We start from the raw sequence: 15816 nt of genomic DNA on the forward strand, positions 1-15816 counted from the left end.
CAATCCTCAAAAGCCCAAACTGGATAGCAAATCGTCGACATCGTCTTGGCTAGTCGCCACCTCGCTGTGTTTATCGTCGACACCGGGCACGACCGGCCCGGGCAATTCGACGCTCGACATAGCCGCCTCTCTCGAAGCCGCTTTAGCGCTTGATAAACGGATTAAATCGACCATGCCGTTTTCCAAGTCTTCGACCATCGCAATCACGCGCCTGATGATTTGTCCGGTAATATCCTGGAATCCTTGAGCCATTAAAATATCGTTGAGCCCGTTTTGCATAATTTCCAGAGATTTAACCGACTCATTGAAATACTCGGTGATTTCCTGGCTCATGCCCTTAAACTCTTCGAAGGGCATTTTTCGAATCAGAAAACGTTCCCAGTTTTCGGCAAGTTTTGTGGCTTGCTCATTGAGCATTCGCGCAACCGGGACGATATCCTCGACAACGGTCAAAGTTTGATCCGCAGCTTGCTCGGTCATTGTAATGACATAACGCAGTCTTTCCTTCGCATCCGGAATTTCCTGCGCGGCAATCTCGGTGATTTTCGAATCCACGGAAAAATGCACCATGGCATCGTGCAATTGCCGGGTTAACCGACCCACTTCAATAAATAACTGGCTCTCGCGGACCCCGGCTATTTCATCGAGAATTCTGTCGGCCGTTTGCTCGTCTCCTTCCTCCAATGCCTTAAGCAGGTTTTTAACCTGACTGAGGCGATCTTTATCGGTCATTCAATCCCCTCAGAGCTAATTGTCTATGCGTTCAAAGATTTTTTCGATTTTTTCTTTGAGCGTCGCGGCGGTAAACGGCTTGATGATATATCCATTGACGCCTGCTTGAGCCGCCATAATAATCTGTTCGCGCTTAGCTTCGGCCGTAACCATTAAAACCGGCAACGAGGCAAGATCCGGGTCGGCTCGAACGGCCTTCAGTAAATCCAATCCGGACATGCCCGGCATATTCCAGTCGGTCACTAAAAAATCGATGCCTCCGGATTTTAGTCTCGGCAGAGCGGTTTTACCGTCATCGGCTTCGGCCGTATTAGTAAAACCCAAGTCCCTCAGCAAGTTTTTTATAATACGTCTCATCGTCGAAAAATCATCCACAATGAGAATTTTCATATTTTTATCCAAGGATAGTCTCCAACCCACTCAACTTAATAAATAAAACTTTTTTAACGTTTGATGCTACGCATCGCATATCTTTTTCAATAGCACGGCCAACCCCCATCACGCTCTTTCCCAAGCTCCAGCTCTCATCGTTATACATAAGTCAAGAATTACCGTTTTGCAATCTTAGCCAATGAGGCCTCGATACCATTTTTTGTCGCCCAACGTTCCCGACTTCGAAATCGCGATCTGGGGATCGCTCCCACAGAGCATCCGACCCCTTGTGGGAGCGACGCCTTCGTCGCGATTTCGAAGCCACTGATGTTCAATATCCGCAATTTTATCAAACAGCACAGCCGCGTAGGGTACGCTGTGCGTAACATGGTAACCCCGCAATGCCATGTGCCAACCGAACCTTTGGCAGGACGGGGTTTGCAACCCCGTCCTAAACGTTTCGACCGTGATCGGAGCAAGCCGAAATATTTAGGGCAAAACGAAACACTCGGTACGGGTTACATAACCGGTACCGCAAAAGATCTACGATAGGCATAACGTTCATGCCTGTGAAGCCTCATTCAGGCGCCATTATCATGGCCTTCACGCCAGTCCGCAAGTCTCGCTCGTAATCTCAACATGGCCTGACTGCTGATTTGACTAACGCGGGACTCGCTAATATTTAAAATTTGGCCGATTTCGCGTAAATTTAATTCATCGACATAATACAGCGAAACCACGAGCTGTTCCCGCTCGGGCAAACTTCGTATCGCCTCGACTAAAGCCTGATCGAATTTTTCTCGGCTTAATCGGTTCAGCGGATCGTTTTTTAAAGGCTGATCCTCGTAAAAAGCCGCATCGCCTTCCTCGGACAATTCTTCAACGCTCAAGGTACGGCAAGACTGTGTATCTTGCAATATGCGTGCGTATTCGTCGGCACTGATCCCCAGATACTCGGCGACCTCGCTATCGCTGGCATCGCGACCTGTTTTACTTTCGATGTGTCTTATCGCATCGCTCACCATGCGCGCTTTTTTATGAACGGAACGCGGCGTCCAATCGGATCGTCGAACTTCGTCGAGCATTGCACCCCGAATGCGAATACCGGCATACGTATCGAAACTGGCGCCTTGCGAAGCATCGAAATGCTTGATCGCATCCAACAAACCGATCATTCCGGATTGAATCAAGTCCTCAACCAATACCGTTTCGGGCAATTTAGCCAATAAATGATAGGCAATCCGTTTAACTAAAGGCACATGCCGCAGTACCAGGTCTTCTTTCTCACCCGATTGCACCGACGCATACATGGCCGCTCCCTTCATGCAACATCCTTTTGTGCGCCGTATTGGATCATGCGCTCGATAAAGAACTCAAGATAACCGCCCGCCTGACCTTTAATCGGCCAACTATTGATCTGTCTTGCCACATTTTTTAAGGCCAGCGATGATTTACTGCGCGGATAGGCTGCTACGACCGGGCTTTGTTGCTGAACGGCTTTGCGTAAATATTCGTCATAAGGTACCGCACCTGCAAACTGTAACGTTACATCCAGGTAACGGTCGGTGACTTTCGTCAATTTTAGAAAAAGATTCTGGCCTTGCTGTGCACTTTGAACCATGTTGGTCAAAATATGGAAGCGGCTCAAACCGTAATCACGATTTAAGAGTTTAATGAAAGCATAGGCATCGGTTAAAGAGGTCGGCTCGTCGCACACGACAACAATGACTTCCTGGCAAGCACGGGCAAAATTAATAACGCTGGACGATATACCCGCCGCCGTATCGACAATCAGCACATCCAAATCCTGATCGATATCGCTAAAGGCCCGAATGACTGCAGCTTGCTCGACCGTCGATAAGTCGGACATATGCTGCAAGCCCGAGGAAGCCGGAATCACTTGCAACCCGGAAGGTCCGGTCACGATAATTTCGCTCAATGTCTTTTCGCCTTTTAATACATGCGAAAGATTGAATTTCGGATACATTCCCAGTAATACGTCGACATTGGCAAGCCCCATATCGGCATCGAGCAAGGCAACTCGCTTGCCTTGTTCGGCCAATGCCAGACCTAAGTTGACCGACAAATTGGTTTTTCCAACACCACCCTTGCCGCTTGTGACTGCAATAACCCTAACGGGATTCGTTTTTTTCATTCTTCTGATTCCGGCTGCCTGATCGAATGGATTATGCATAACCTTGCGCCACCCAGTCGTCATAATCAAGTATCGCATTATAATCGCTTTCTTGATCCGACTCTGCTGCGCACTGCTCAATTAATTGCTTGGCCGAGGCCGCATGCAGATCCTCGGGTACTTGTTGCCCGTCGGTAACATAAGATAGCGGCATGCGTTGTTCGATTAATGCCGATATTGCCGCCCCCTTGGTCGCTGCTTCGTCAAGTTTAGTCAATATGCCCGCTTCAGGCTGAAAAATTTGAAAGGCTTGAATAATCTCTTTCATCGCTTTGTATTGCGTCGCGGCAGACATCACCAAATAAGGTCGAATGCGTAAGTCATCGTGTTGCAGCGTTTGGATTTGCTCGGCCAAGCGTTGGTCGCGCTGACTCATTCCGGCAGTATCGATCAAAATAAGACGCTTATCGGCAAAGCCGTCGATCAAATTTCGCAGCTGCTCGGCATCGGCCGCCACGCGAACCGGCACATCGAGAATCCGGCCATAGGTATTGAGTTGATCATGCGCGGCAATACGATAATTATCGGTCGTAATCAACGCGACCTGTCTCGGCCCATGTTTTAGAATGAAGCGTGCAGCCAATTTGGCGATCGTCGTGGTCTTGCCGACACCGGTCGGCCCCACCAACGCCGCGATTCCGCCATAATCCAAAAGCGTATCATTATATACAGGCAGCACGTTAACCAACATTTCCTGAGCTTTCTTAAACGCCGGCTCGATGGTTTGATAATTATTCAAGCGACCGGCGACTTTCATACTCAAATTTTTGGCAATCCCCATATCGACCAAACGATGCAACAATTCGACCCTCACCGGATTGCTTTGACTGTTTTGTCGCCAACCGATTTCCGACAGGCGGCTATTCATCGTCATCTTCAACGATTTCAATTCCTGAAACATGTCTTTGATAAGCTGATCGTTCGCACTGTTTTCTCGAGCGACCGGAACTGGCTCTTCGGCCCGCGCCGACATCACCGTTTTTTCCTGAATCGCAGGTGCCGGCTCGTTGGGAATTTCCTCTATTTTTGCCGATACAGCCGGCGCCGGCTTCTTTACCGGATCGGGCTGCAAACGACGCGGGCGATTTATTTGCATTTTTTCCGCATAACCCAGATATTCGTCAAAATCCCGACGCAACGGACGCGGCGGTACCGAACCGTCCGCCCCTTTTTTTCGAGTGCTACTAATAATCTGTGCCGATTTGTTTTCAGCCGCAAAATCCTGTAACGGGGGCTGTTTGACTTCGGGGTTTTGAGCTTTCCGCTCAGCCGCATCTTTTTGCAATTTATTATGAATGAGTTGCTCGTCAAAATCGCGAGCAGCGACGATTTCCACGCCGCCATCGACCGAGCGATTGGACATGATCACCGCATCGGCACCCAACTCATCTTTAACCATGCGCATCGCTTGGCGAATGTCCGATGCAAAAAAACGTTTGATTTTCATTGTACTACCCCGTCAATTAGGCGCGTTGTCCAACCGTGGAAACCACTCTTATTTGGCGATCCTCAGGTATTTCATTGTAAGCCAATACATGCAAGCCTGAAATCGAATGACGGACGAAGCGAGCCAACCAGGGACGAATATAGGACGAAACCAATAAAACCGGAACCTGTCCTTCCATTTCCATTTTTTGAGCGCTCTCTTCCAGCGACCGATGCATTTGCTCGGCCAGCCCCGGCTCAATGCCGACACCGCCTTCACCCGCCGTCTGCAATGATTTATGCAACAATCGTTCCAACTCTGAATCCAAGGTAATAACCGGTAACTCCTGTTGTATCCCACTGATTTCATGAACGATTGATCGCCCTAGCGCCACACGGACCGCCGAGGTCAAGATATCGGGATCTTGACTCTTGACGCCGAACTCCGCCAAAGTTTCGGCAATCGTTCGAATATCCCTAATCGACACATGCTCTTGCAGTAAATTTTGCAATACCTTGACCACGACACCCAACGGCAGTGTTTTTGGGACCAGATCCTCGACCAGTTTCGGGGCGACTTTCGCAAGATTATCGAGTAACTGTTGCGCTTCTTCGTAGCCGAATAATTCATGCGCGTTACTTTGCAGCAAATGACTCAAATGCGTGGCAATAACAGTACCGGGGTCGACGACGGTATAGCCCAACGTTTGCGCGTGATCCTTCTGACCCGCCTCGATCCAAACCGCCTCCAGACCGAATGCCGGGTCGCGACATTCCCTGCCTTTCAATGAACCGAAAACTTGCCCGGGATTAATCGCCAATTCCAATTCAGGAAAGACCTCCGCTTCGCCCATCGTTACGCCCATCAAAGTGATGCGATACATCGTCGGCGACAAATCCAAATTATCGCGAATATGCACCGTAGGCACTAAAAAGCCCAACTCCTGCGACAGCTTTTTACGCACGCCTTTGATCCGCGCCATCAACTGCCCTCCTTGATTTTTGTCGACCAATGGAATCAAGCGATAGCCGACTTCCAAGCCGATAATATCGACCGGCATCACATCATCCCAACCCAACTCCTTGACCTCCGGTACGGTTTGGCGAACATCGAGCTCCCGCTTAGTTTCGATACTGGCCAAAACCTTCTGACGCCTGTCGATCATATAAGCAGAACCAGCCATCGAGCCGGCCAGCAGAATGAATACTAAATTCGGCATGCCCGGAATAACTCCCAAAGTCCCCATTACACCGGCAGTGATATATAAGGCTTTTGAGTTTTCGAAAAGCTGTGTGCTGACTTGCTGACCGATATCTTCGGTACCGCCTTTGACGCGCGTCACCACGATCGCTGACGCACTCGAAAGCAATAGCGAAGGGATCTGAGCAACCAAGCCGTCACCGATAGTCAATAGCACATAAATTTCGCCGGCTTCCGCAAAACTCATTCCATGTTGGCCCACGCCGATTGCGAGTCCGCCGATAATATTGACGAATAAAATAATGATACCGGCAACCGCATCGCCTCTGACGAACTTACTGGCGCCATCCATCGAACCGTAAAAATCGGCCTCGGCGGCTACCTCGGCACGCCGCTCACGCGCTTGATCTTGCGTAATCAATCCGGAATTAAGATCGGCATCGATCGCCATTTGCTTGCCCGGCATCGCATCCAATGTAAACCGCGCGCCCACCTCAGCAACCCGACCCGCGCCTTTGGTTACCACGACGAAATTGATCACAACCAAGATCAAAAACACCACCAAGCCCACCGCGAAATTACCGCCGATGACAAACGAGCCGAACGCTTCGATCACCTTACCCGCCGCCGCACCGCCTTGATGTCCCTCGAGCAAGACAATTCGTGTCGACGCCACGTTCAATGCCAGCCTCATCAAAGTCGCCACCAAAATTACCGTCGGAAACACCGAAAACTCCAGCGGATTCAGCATATAAATGACGACCAGCAGAATAATCAGAGAAAAGGCAATGTTGAATGTAAAAAATAAATCCAACAAAAACGGCGGCAACGGCAAAACCACCATCGCCAAAATCATGATGATCAGCAGCGGCGCGCCGAGTCCTGAGCCGCTTATCATTTTTAAGGTATTTAAAATTCGGGTAAGGTCCATGATTTAGTCTTGGTAATCGCTCGGCATAAATTAAGATTGATCGAGGCAATAGGAGCCAAAAGCTGGCAACCCCGGTTAAGGCGGATTAGTCGTGGCATTTGCTTTGATGAATAAGTACTTAAGGAGACACTTACCCAATGGTTTCCAGGTCGGAGCGCTCCATCGCCCTCGAACCGCAGAGCGGTTCGGGCTGCATTCCCACGCAGAGCGTGGGAACGATGAAATGGTGCGCGATGCGCACCCTACCAACTATCCGCTACTCACTCTTCACCATTCACTCTTCACCATTCACCATTCACCATTCACCATTCACCATTCACCATTCACTATCCACTCACTGCTAACTGCTCACCCCTACCTAATCCCTTCGAAACTCCTCAGGAATCGGTAAATCTTGGGGCGGCAACGGTGCATCCCAACCATAAGCCTTGGCTGTTTTTAACTGATACACATAGGCCAGCACCTGCGCGACCGCCAAAAACAAGCCTTGCGGAATCTCCTGTTTCAAATCGGTAGAATAATACAAAGCCCGAGCCAGAGGCGGTGCAACCAATAGCGGCACCTTCGCACCGGCCGCCAAATTGCGAATTTGCGCCGCAATCAGATCGGTACCCTTGGCAATGACTTTCGGCGCAGCAGACGAATTTTGATCGTATTGCAATGCCACGGCAAAATGCGTCGGATTGGTGACGATGACATCGGCCTTAGGCACTTCCTCCATCATGCGCCGTTGCGACATTTCCATTTGTATCCTACGCTGACGCCCTTTGATTTCCGGATTACCTTGAGACTCCTTCATTTCGTCGCGCACTTCCTGGCGTGTCATTTTCAACTTTTCATGATGATCCCAGAGTTGGTAAGGTACATCGACCATCACGATCAAAATCAATGACGCACTCAACACCAAAAAACCGAAACCGATATGAGACAAGGCATGCTGAACAGCCTGCCCCAAGGGCTCTGCACTCAACCCAAGAAACTCGTTCAAAAACGACTTATATAAGATCATTGCAACGCCGAACACCAACAAAAATTTGATCAGCGCCTTCAACAACTCGATCAACCCTTTTTTTGAAAACAAACGGGCTAAACCTTTGATCGGATCGAGTTTTTCCAGCTTCGGCGTCAACGCTTCCCAACTGAATACCCATCCGCTCAGAACCAAGGGTCCAATCAACGCCGCGACAACCAATACCGCCAAAAACGGCGAGATGAGCCAGAAAGCATCGAGCAAGGCCTGCTTAAAATACTTAACCGGACTTTCGGGCGCGAAAATAACCTCCCTGCTCAATTGGAACTGGGTTTGCATAATCTCGATCATGCCTTGACCGATATATCCGCCCATGAATAACAGCAATACCGAACTGGTGACCAGCATCACAAAAGTATTGAGCTCCCTAGACCTTGCGACTTGACCTTTTTTTCGAGCATCTTCAAGCCGCTTCGCCGTGGGTTCTTCCGTTTTATCCTGACCGGTATCTTCTGCCATGTCGACCTGCTACAGACGCAGCACCTGCTCTAGAAGCTCATAACCCTCAGCCATGACACCGGTAAATTGTTGAAGCATAGTCGGCAAGGTCAGCCAGATCAGCAGCAAGCCCAGCATCAACGTAACCGGAAAGCCCACTGCGAAAATGTGCAACTGCGGGGCTGCACGGGCCGCGACGCCGAAACTGACATTGACCATCAGCAAACTCGCCATAACCGGTAAGGCTAATAACAAACCCGAGGCAAACAAGCGACTGCTCCATGCAATAATCGACCAAATTTCGGCCTGCCCCAACCCATCGACGGCAATCGGCACGGTATTAAAGCTATCCAGCACCATGCGAATCAACATTAAATGCCCATCTAAAACAAAAAAAATCAGCGTACTGACGATAATATAAAACTGAGCCAACACCGGAATCTGTTGCCCGCTTTGCGGATCGACCATCGATGCAAACCCCAAGCCCATGCTATAAGCGATCGTTTGCCCGGCAAACACCACGATGCCAAAAACCATCTGTATGATGAAACCACTCACCAAACCGATTAAAATCTGCTGCATCGATACAGCCAAACCCTGATAACTCAACATAGGCACATCGGGCAATGGAGGCAGCAAGGGCATAACGATCCAAGTCAAACCCACCGAAATGACTAACCTCACTCGAGGCGGCACGCCTTGCATGCTAAACAACGGCGCGGCGATTAGCATCGCGCCGATGCGCATCAACGGCCAAATAAACGACGCAACCCAATTCAATAATTGAGCTTCGGTAACATTCAATCGCTTACCCAATCATTTCAGGAATATCACGAATCAATTGCTGAAAATAATCCAAGTACATTTGCAACATCCAAGGACCCATCGCCATCATCACGATACCGATCGCGATGAGCTTGGGAATAAAGGTCAATGTCATTTCATTGATCTGCGTGGCAGCTTGAAACATCGCAATAATCAAGCCTACTATCAATGACGGCAACAACACAGGCGCGGTCAACTTAACCGCCACCCACATCGCTTCCTGGCTCACCGTATAAATCGTTTCCGGAGTCATCGCTCCCTCCTAATGATCAAGCCACATAAAAACTGGCCGCGAGCATTTCCATGATCAACGACCATCCGTCTGCCATCACGAACAGCATAATCTTAAAAGGCAGAGATATAATCATCGGCGACAACATCATCATGCCCATCGACATCAATACGCTAGCAACCACTAAATCGATCACCAGAAAAGGCAGAAAAATCAAAAAACCGATCTGAAAAGCCGTCTTCAATTCGCTAGTCACATAAGCCGGTAACAATACCGAAAACGGCACATCGTCGACCGATTCGACTTCTTCGTGACCGGAAATCCTGAGAAACATTTCAAGGTCGGATTCGCGAGTCTGCCTAATCATGAATTGCCGAAAAGGCACCGACGCATTCTCGACAGCGGTCAATACATCGATTTTTTCCTCGAGATAAGGCTGAATCGCATCGCGATTGACCTTGTCGAATACCGGCGCCATGATGAAAAACGTCAAAAATAACGACAAACCCAACAAAATTTGATTACTCGGCGCTTGCGCAGTCCCTAAAGCCTGACGCAACAGTCCCAAAACAATCATGATCCGGGTAAACGAAGTCATCGTCAGTAACAAGGACGGTAAAACCGTCAACATTGTCATTAACGCGAGGATCTGAATCGTTACCGAATAGGTTTCGCCACCCTGTGCGTTAGTCGTAACCGTAAACGCCTCGACTCCAGTCGCATGCAGCGGCATCGGCAAAAGAACGGCGACCGCGAATCCCCACCCTGTTATGATCCGCAAAGATTTAGCCATTGCCGCGCCTCTCCATCGCTTGCATCAACTTTTGTGAAAACACGCTGGGGCCACCTGGTTCGCCACGATCGTTAACCAGGCGATCCTCGCCGTCTAAGACCAATAAAGCGTCTATCCTTCCCGGCGTCACACCCAATACCATCTGTTTATTGCCGACTTCCAGCAAAACGACTTTTTCACGCATGCCGAGGGACAAGCCGCCCAGCACTCGCATTTTCGCTTCGCCGCTAACCGGCAAGCCGCTCAATTTGCGTAACGACCAAACAAAAACCCCAAAGATCGCCAAGACGAAAATAAGCGCCAGGCCCCATTGCAACACGTCTTGAAAACCCACGTTTTTGACCGCAACTCCGGGAGCTTCGGATACGGGCGCGGCAAAAACCGACGGAAGGTATGCGTAAAACAAAACGCTTAAGATAAACCTATTCATCAACTGAGCTTTTTAACCCGCTCGGTTGGGCTGACCACATCAGTCAAGCGTATCCCAAACTTATCGTTTACCACGACCACTTCCCCATGAGCAATCAACGTGCCGTTGACCAGAACATCCATCGGCTCGCCCGCAAGCCGATCCAACTCGACCACCGATCCTTCGTTCAATTGCAATAAATTCCTGATGCTAACCTGGGTCCGGCCGATCTCCATCGACATGGTCACCGGAATATCGAGAATGATATCCATTTGAATCTCATTGCCGGTCTCCCCCATCTCACCCGCTCCATGGGGTTGATTATCGAATCGATCGAATGATGCCATCTCGACATGATTGCTATTTTTGGCGCCTTTTGTTTCTGCTTCGGATTCGGCCTGCTCGTTCATCGCCGCCGCCCAATCGTCACCTATATCCGAATCGTCTTGTTCACTCATTATCGCTATCTCTGTTTAAAACCATTTCCTAAATCCCATCTTCGCTCTTACCCAAGCTCTAGCTCTCATCGTTATACATAAGTCAAAAAATACCCTTTTGCAATCTTAACCAATGAAATCTCGATACCCTTTATTGTCACTTAACACCCTCGGATCTCCCTCACCTAACGCTCACTGCCATTAAGTTAAGGATTTTTCCGTTCGCCCTGAGCCTGTCGAAGGGTGAATGGAAAAATCCTGGGTCGATAAGTTAAGCCGTCCATGGTTCGACAGGCTCACCACGAACGGCTTAACTTAATGGCAGTGTCACCTAACGCTAGGTGATTTGCGTAGGGTACGCTGTGCGTACCATGGTAACCCCGCGATGTTCATGTGCCAACCGAACCATTAGGGCACGGCTTTGGTACGCGCAGCGTACCCTACAATTTATGTATAACGATGAGAGCTCCTGCTTGGGTAAGAGCATATTTTAGCCTTTTGACCTCGATGCCATTTAATGTAATTTGGCATTCTCGACCCCGAAATCGCGATCTGGGGATCGCTCCCACAAGACATTCGCCGCCTTCTGTGGAAAACCACTAAGGATTCGGTCATAAATAACTTCCCTATTTTTAATGCAAGGTAAGGAACGAGCATGAAATAATTTAGACAACTGTCGGAAGGGGGTTTGGTGGCTCGATTGACAGGTGTCGGCGGCAGGGCAGATTTTTGCTCCTCGGCAACTGCTCCTGCGTTGCCCTAATACACGCCATCCCTGGCGTAATGCAAAATCTGCATTCATGCCATCCTTGGCAATCAGTCGCCGCCGTCAAGCCTACATGGACGTATTCACGGCGTCCTGTCAAGCGAGTCACCAAACCGCCACAAAGCCTACTACTTGTATAAGTTATTTTGTGCATATTCCTAAGCGAGTTACCTAACCCGCTACAAAACTCATAGCTCCAGTATGTTATTGGCATGAAATTTTTACCGTCAAACATAATCGGGGTTTACCTTTTTAACAATTTTAATGGCGTAATTACCGTCCGATAAGCCAATCTTACCTTCAAATACCGGAACAGTCTGTGCTCTTAACCGCACAGTATCCGGCATATCAACCGGTATCACATCGCCTTTTTTCAATTGCATGACGTCCTTAACCGTCATTTTCTTTTCGATTAACAAACTATCGAGCGTCACGGCCACATTCATCACACTTTTTCTCAGTAACTCCTGCCAACGCCCGTCCGTCTCGCCCCGATCGCTGATCACCTGATCGAGCAATTCCCGAATCGGTTCAATCATCGTGTAAGGCATGACGATATTGATATCCCCGCCGCCGCCATCGAGCTCGACATGCATCGTCGAAATCACGACAATCTCCGATGGACTGACGACATTCGCAAACTGCGGATTAACCTCGGAAGTCAAATATTCGAACTGCAATGCCAAAACCGGCCTCCAGGCTTCCTGTAAATCCTTGAAAATCATATCGATAAACAAACGGATCACCCGCATTTCGGTCGGCGTAAATTCACGACCTTCGACTTTGTTATAAAACTGCCCGGTACCGCCAAAAAAATTATCCACTGCGGTAAAGACCAAGCGCGGCTCCATTACGATCAAAGCACGGCCTTTCAACGGCATAAATCTAACAATGTTCAGATTGGTCGGCACGAACAGACTCTGAACATATTCGGAAAATTTTTGTACTTGTATGCCTGAAATCGAAATCTCCGCCGAACGTCGCAAAAAATTAAACAAGGTGATTCGAAAATAGCGAGCGAAACGTTCATTGATCATCTCCAACGTCGGCATCCGGCCGCGAACGATACGTTCCTGGCTGGTAAAATCGTAGGTTCGCGCACCGGAGTATTCCTCTACATCATCGGTTTCGGTTTCGATTTCGCCATCATCGACACCATGCAACAAAGCATCGATTTCTTCTTGCGAAAGCAGGTCTGCAGTAGACATAATTATTGCATCACAAATGAAGTAAAAAACACTTCCTTGACAGGGTGTTTACCGGTCATTTTTTCCAAGACCGCACTCACCTCCGCGCGCACTGCCTGCCTAAGCGTCTCCTTACCCTCCCGAGAATTGAGCTCATCGGAGCTTTGTGCGCTAATCAACATTAAGATATTATTTCGAATCATAGGGTCGTGTTTTTTTAAGTCTTCTATGGCTTCTTGATTATCAACCAGCAACGATATCGAGACCTGCATTAACCGCATTCTCGAACCCGCAGGAAAGTTTACTATCAGCGGTTTACTAAAATCGTAATAAAAAACCTCGGTCGAAACCGCTGGCTCTGATTCGGCTTCCTCAACTTCGGAAACATCTCCTGCATCATCGTCGACAAGAAAAAAATACGCTCCCGCCGCCCCCGCCAATATCAAAACGACAGACAAAATGATGATAATGAGTTTCTTAGACGACTTCTTTTCGCCTTCCGCTTTTTGATTTTTTTCTGCCATATATTTAACCTTTTATCTCAATTCATCAACTAGCAACAAACAAACCATAATTAACTTATACTTATAGATCATTGCCTTAACTAATTACCTTAAAGGCGTTACGATAACGGTGACAAATTTTAGCCACTTTTCGAATCGTTGTTTTGTTCTACAGTATAAAGCAGACTTGCGGCATTCGCTCCGGGTTATGTCAGCAATTCCCAATTTGGAGATCAAAAAGGGTGTGGGGTATGCTTGGCGAGGATGTCGGCAGCAGGGCGGATTTTTGCTCCTCGGCAATTGCTGAGTTACATGGATGTAATGAATGCAGAAAATGCAGGAGCATTTTTCTGCCCTGCATCGCCTAAAGCGCCTACTGTTGGTGCCCTACTACACGCCATCCTTGGCGTTCGAGCTGCCGCCAAGCCCCCATGGATGGGTTTACGGCGCTCCTCGACAGGCATACCCCACACCCTAAAATCGGCGAAACTGCTCAAACCGGGAATTGCTGGGGTTATGTCTCGAACTGTCGTTTACCGAACGTTAGCCGAGCGAATGTCCAAACTATGTAGTAGCGAGGATATCGTGAATGCAGGCTTTGCAAGATCAAAATCAATCCTTCCGCCGAAACCTGTCTATCGAACAACCGCCCCTTATAATCAATCGAAGCTTCAAACACCGTTTTCCTGAAATCATTCGAAAGATAAACGGTATTTTGGAGATCCGTCCACCCGGTGAAATTATTGTAGCCGATTCATGCCTCAACTTTGCTCGGCATAAACGGAGTACAATATTTGCTAATTTCCTTTAATGCGTTTTATGGTTAACCTACGACTCTAAAAATGTAATGGTTCAGCCCCTTATTATACCCGTAGTAGATCAAAATTCGGCGCCGGGGTGTCCGCCAAAGGACGCCGTGAATACGTCCATGTAGGCTCTATGCCAGCTCCATGCTGGCAAAGCCTTTGTCGCACACCCCGACGCCTCCTCGGGCACTGCCGAAATTTGAAGTGCGAAAGGTATAATCAAGTTGGATTTTTACCGCACCCTTGTAAAAAAGGGGATTGAGGGGAATTTATTTAAATAGTCGCCTTTACCAAGAGGGAGACGGAATACTTACCCGAAAATTGCTTTTACGCTATGGCTTTACGACGGAATAAACGAACTTGATCGACCCTCATCGACTTTCCACACAATTGATCCGGCATCTCTATCGGCATTCAACAAGAGATCTTGCCGTTCACTGTGCACATACCGGCCTTATTGCAGCATACTTATGGTTCGAACTTCCCTTATCGATATGGGGGGCTTGGCTTGCTATTGCCTTGCTTGCCGGCTTTTGGCATTGGTATAGAAGCACCCAGGCGCTCCGCCATATTCCCGACGATACCATTAAGGGCGACACGATCGTGCCCGACATTGTCGCGGCCGGCATTGCCGGATTAAGCCTTGGCGTCAGCGCGCTCCTATTTCCCTTGCTATCGTTAGACACCCGCTTATTCGTCTTCATGATGCTGAGCGCTGTCGCCGCTGCGGCAATGCCTAGGCTTAGCACCTTGCCGTCGGTCTATGCGGCATTCTTATTCGGAATCTTGCTACCATTAATTGGTATTTTAATCGTAATGGACAACGAGCCCGGCTTAAGCTCGATTCCCGCTGTATTGATACTGGGCGGCAGCCTCTTTTATTCCGCTTATCGACTGCATTCCGATTTAATGGATGGCCTGCTTTCCCGCTTCGGTTTGGAAAACGAAGCCGGACAAGACAAATTGACAGGCCTTGCGAATCGACGTCGCTTCGATTTCGTTCTACAACAAGAATGGGCGCACGCACTTAGATACGGGACCCCGATTTCCTTGATCATTATGGATATCGATTTTTTCAAAAAATTCAACGACCACTACGGCCATCAAGAAGGAGACGACTGTTTGGAGCAAGTCGCGGGGGCGCTCGCCGAGTCGGTTAAGCGCGCCATCGACCTGGTAGCACGTTATGGCGGAGAAGAATTTGTCGTACTGCTCAGTAAAACGGCGCGTGACGATGCCTATGCGGTCGGCGAGCGGATGCGTCAGGCCGTCGAGGATCTCGAAATTGCTCACGAACAATCGACGCTAGGCCATGTCACGATTAGCCTCGGAGGTTTTACAACATTTGCGAGGGAAGACATGAAGGCCGAAGACTTGGTAAAACTAGCCGACAAAGCTCTATACCGCTCTAAAGAAAGTGGACGCAACAGGGTCACCTGGTATGACCCGAAACTAGACGATCCTGAAACGGCGGAGTTGTAATAACGCAGCCATTAACCAAACCCGCGATTTGTTATAATGGCTCTCATGACGTT

Annotated in this window: 15 protein-coding genes; 1 reads left to right on the forward strand and 14 read right to left on the reverse strand. The window is 48.9% G+C overall.

Going from position 1 to position 15816, the window contains the following annotated elements:
* Window positions 1-6: 6 nt before the first annotated feature.
* The 14 genes from EQU24_RS15900 to EQU24_RS15965 all read right to left on the reverse strand — a co-directional run bounded on the left by EQU24_RS15900 (window position 7) and on the right by EQU24_RS15965 (window position 13496).
* Window positions 7-732 (reverse strand): protein phosphatase CheZ, encoded by a 726-nt coding sequence (locus tag EQU24_RS15900; protein WP_017842643.1) that lies wholly within the window; start codon window positions 730-732, stop codon window positions 7-9.
* 15 nt (window positions 733-747) lie between these two features.
* A complete protein-coding gene (gene cheY, locus EQU24_RS15905; RefSeq protein WP_175421695.1) occupies window positions 748-1122 on the reverse strand; it encodes a chemotaxis response regulator CheY in 375 nt (124 codons plus the stop codon).
* 563 nt (window positions 1123-1685) lie between these two features.
* On the reverse strand, window positions 1686-2429 hold the full coding sequence (locus tag EQU24_RS15910; protein ID WP_017842639.1) for an RNA polymerase sigma factor FliA: 744 nt from the start codon (window positions 2427-2429) through the stop codon (window positions 1686-1688).
* Window positions 2426-3259, reverse strand: a complete 834-nt coding sequence (locus EQU24_RS15915) for a MinD/ParA family protein (RefSeq protein WP_040575948.1) — start codon at window positions 3257-3259, stop codon at window positions 2426-2428. Before EQU24_RS15915 ends, EQU24_RS15910 begins: the two co-directional genes overlap by 4 nt.
* A 31-nt stretch (window positions 3260-3290) precedes the next feature.
* A complete protein-coding gene (gene flhF / locus EQU24_RS15920; RefSeq protein WP_017842637.1) occupies window positions 3291-4745 on the reverse strand; it encodes a flagellar biosynthesis GTPase FlhF in 1455 nt (484 codons plus the stop codon).
* A gap of 16 nt (window positions 4746-4761) precedes the next feature.
* Entirely contained in the window at window positions 4762-6855 is a 2094-nt protein-coding gene (gene flhA, locus EQU24_RS15925; RefSeq protein WP_017842636.1) for a flagellar biosynthesis protein FlhA, read from the reverse strand.
* Window positions 6856-7213: 358 nt separating this feature from the next.
* Window positions 7214-8344, reverse strand: a complete 1131-nt coding sequence (flhB, locus tag EQU24_RS15930; protein WP_017842635.1) for a flagellar biosynthesis protein FlhB — start codon at window positions 8342-8344, stop codon at window positions 7214-7216.
* A gap of 9 nt (window positions 8345-8353) precedes the next feature.
* Window positions 8354-9127, reverse strand: coding sequence for a flagellar biosynthetic protein FliR (gene fliR / locus EQU24_RS15935; RefSeq protein WP_026130377.1), 774 nt, complete (start codon window positions 9125-9127; stop codon window positions 8354-8356).
* 4 nt (window positions 9128-9131) lie between these two features.
* The gene (fliQ, locus tag EQU24_RS15940; protein ID WP_017842633.1) at window positions 9132-9401 is read right to left on the reverse strand and encodes a flagellar biosynthesis protein FliQ; all 270 of its coding nucleotides are present in this window, start codon (window positions 9399-9401) and stop codon (window positions 9132-9134) included.
* Between the two features lie 16 nt (window positions 9402-9417).
* On the reverse strand, window positions 9418-10173 hold the full coding sequence (gene fliP / locus EQU24_RS15945) for a flagellar type III secretion system pore protein FliP (RefSeq protein ID WP_017842632.1): 756 nt from the start codon (window positions 10171-10173) through the stop codon (window positions 9418-9420).
* Window positions 10166-10603, reverse strand: coding sequence for a flagellar biosynthetic protein FliO (gene fliO / locus EQU24_RS15950; protein WP_017842631.1), 438 nt, complete (start codon window positions 10601-10603; stop codon window positions 10166-10168). The genes fliP and fliO overlap by 8 nt, the downstream gene beginning before the upstream one ends.
* A complete protein-coding gene (gene fliN / locus EQU24_RS15955; protein ID WP_017842630.1) occupies window positions 10603-11040 on the reverse strand; it encodes a flagellar motor switch protein FliN in 438 nt (145 codons plus the stop codon). The genes fliO and fliN overlap by 1 nt, the downstream gene beginning before the upstream one ends.
* A 972-nt stretch (window positions 11041-12012) precedes the next feature.
* Window positions 12013-12993: a flagellar motor switch protein FliM gene (gene fliM, locus EQU24_RS15960; RefSeq protein ID WP_017842629.1), complete on the reverse strand. Its 981-nt coding sequence runs from the start codon at window positions 12991-12993 to the stop codon at window positions 12013-12015.
* 2 nt (window positions 12994-12995) lie between these two features.
* Complete coding sequence (locus EQU24_RS15965; RefSeq protein ID WP_017842628.1) at window positions 12996-13496, reverse strand: flagellar basal body-associated FliL family protein; 501 nt, start codon at window positions 13494-13496, stop codon at window positions 12996-12998.
* 1145 nt (window positions 13497-14641) lie between these two features.
* Here EQU24_RS15965 and EQU24_RS15975 point away from each other — a divergent pair.
* The gene (locus tag EQU24_RS15975) at window positions 14642-15763 is read left to right on the forward strand and encodes a GGDEF domain-containing protein (RefSeq protein ID WP_017842626.1); all 1122 of its coding nucleotides are present in this window, start codon (window positions 14642-14644) and stop codon (window positions 15761-15763) included.
* Window positions 15764-15816 lie beyond the last annotated feature (53 nt).

It is taken from the genome of Methylotuvimicrobium buryatense (assembly GCF_005931095.1).
Taxonomy (GTDB): Bacteria; Pseudomonadota; Gammaproteobacteria; order Methylococcales; family Methylomonadaceae; genus Methylotuvimicrobium; species Methylotuvimicrobium buryatense.

Coding starts and splice junctions, on each gene's coding strand:
- EQU24_RS15900 (WP_017842643.1), bottom strand. CDS start 732: ATGACCGATAAAGATCGCCTCAGTCAGGTTAAAAACCTGCTTAAGGCA.
- cheY (WP_175421695.1), bottom strand. CDS start 1,122: ATGAAAATTCTCATTGTGGATGATTTTTCGACGATGAGACGTATTATA.
- EQU24_RS15910 (WP_017842639.1), bottom strand. CDS start 2,429: ATGAAGGGAGCGGCCATGTATGCGTCGGTGCAATCGGGTGAGAAAGAA.
- EQU24_RS15915 (WP_040575948.1), bottom strand. CDS start 3,259: ATGAAAAAAACGAATCCCGTTAGGGTTATTGCAGTCACAAGCGGCAAG.
- flhF (WP_017842637.1), bottom strand. CDS start 4,745: ATGAAAATCAAACGTTTTTTTGCATCGGACATTCGCCAAGCGATGCGC.
- flhA (WP_017842636.1), bottom strand. CDS start 6,855: ATGGACCTTACCCGAATTTTAAATACCTTAAAAATGATAAGCGGCTCA.
- flhB (WP_017842635.1), bottom strand. CDS start 8,344: ATGGCAGAAGATACCGGTCAGGATAAAACGGAAGAACCCACGGCGAAG.
- fliQ (WP_017842633.1), bottom strand. CDS start 9,401: ATGACTCCGGAAACGATTTATACGGTGAGCCAGGAAGCGATGTGGGTG.
- fliP (WP_017842632.1), bottom strand. CDS start 10,173: ATGGCTAAATCTTTGCGGATCATAACAGGGTGGGGATTCGCGGTCGCC.
- fliO (WP_017842631.1), bottom strand. CDS start 10,603: ATGAATAGGTTTATCTTAAGCGTTTTGTTTTACGCATACCTTCCGTCG.
- fliN (WP_017842630.1), bottom strand. CDS start 11,040: ATGAGTGAACAAGACGATTCGGATATAGGTGACGATTGGGCGGCGGCG.
- fliM (WP_017842629.1), bottom strand. CDS start 12,993: ATGTCTACTGCAGACCTGCTTTCGCAAGAAGAAATCGATGCTTTGTTG.
- EQU24_RS15965 (WP_017842628.1), bottom strand. CDS start 13,496: ATGGCAGAAAAAAATCAAAAAGCGGAAGGCGAAAAGAAGTCGTCTAAG.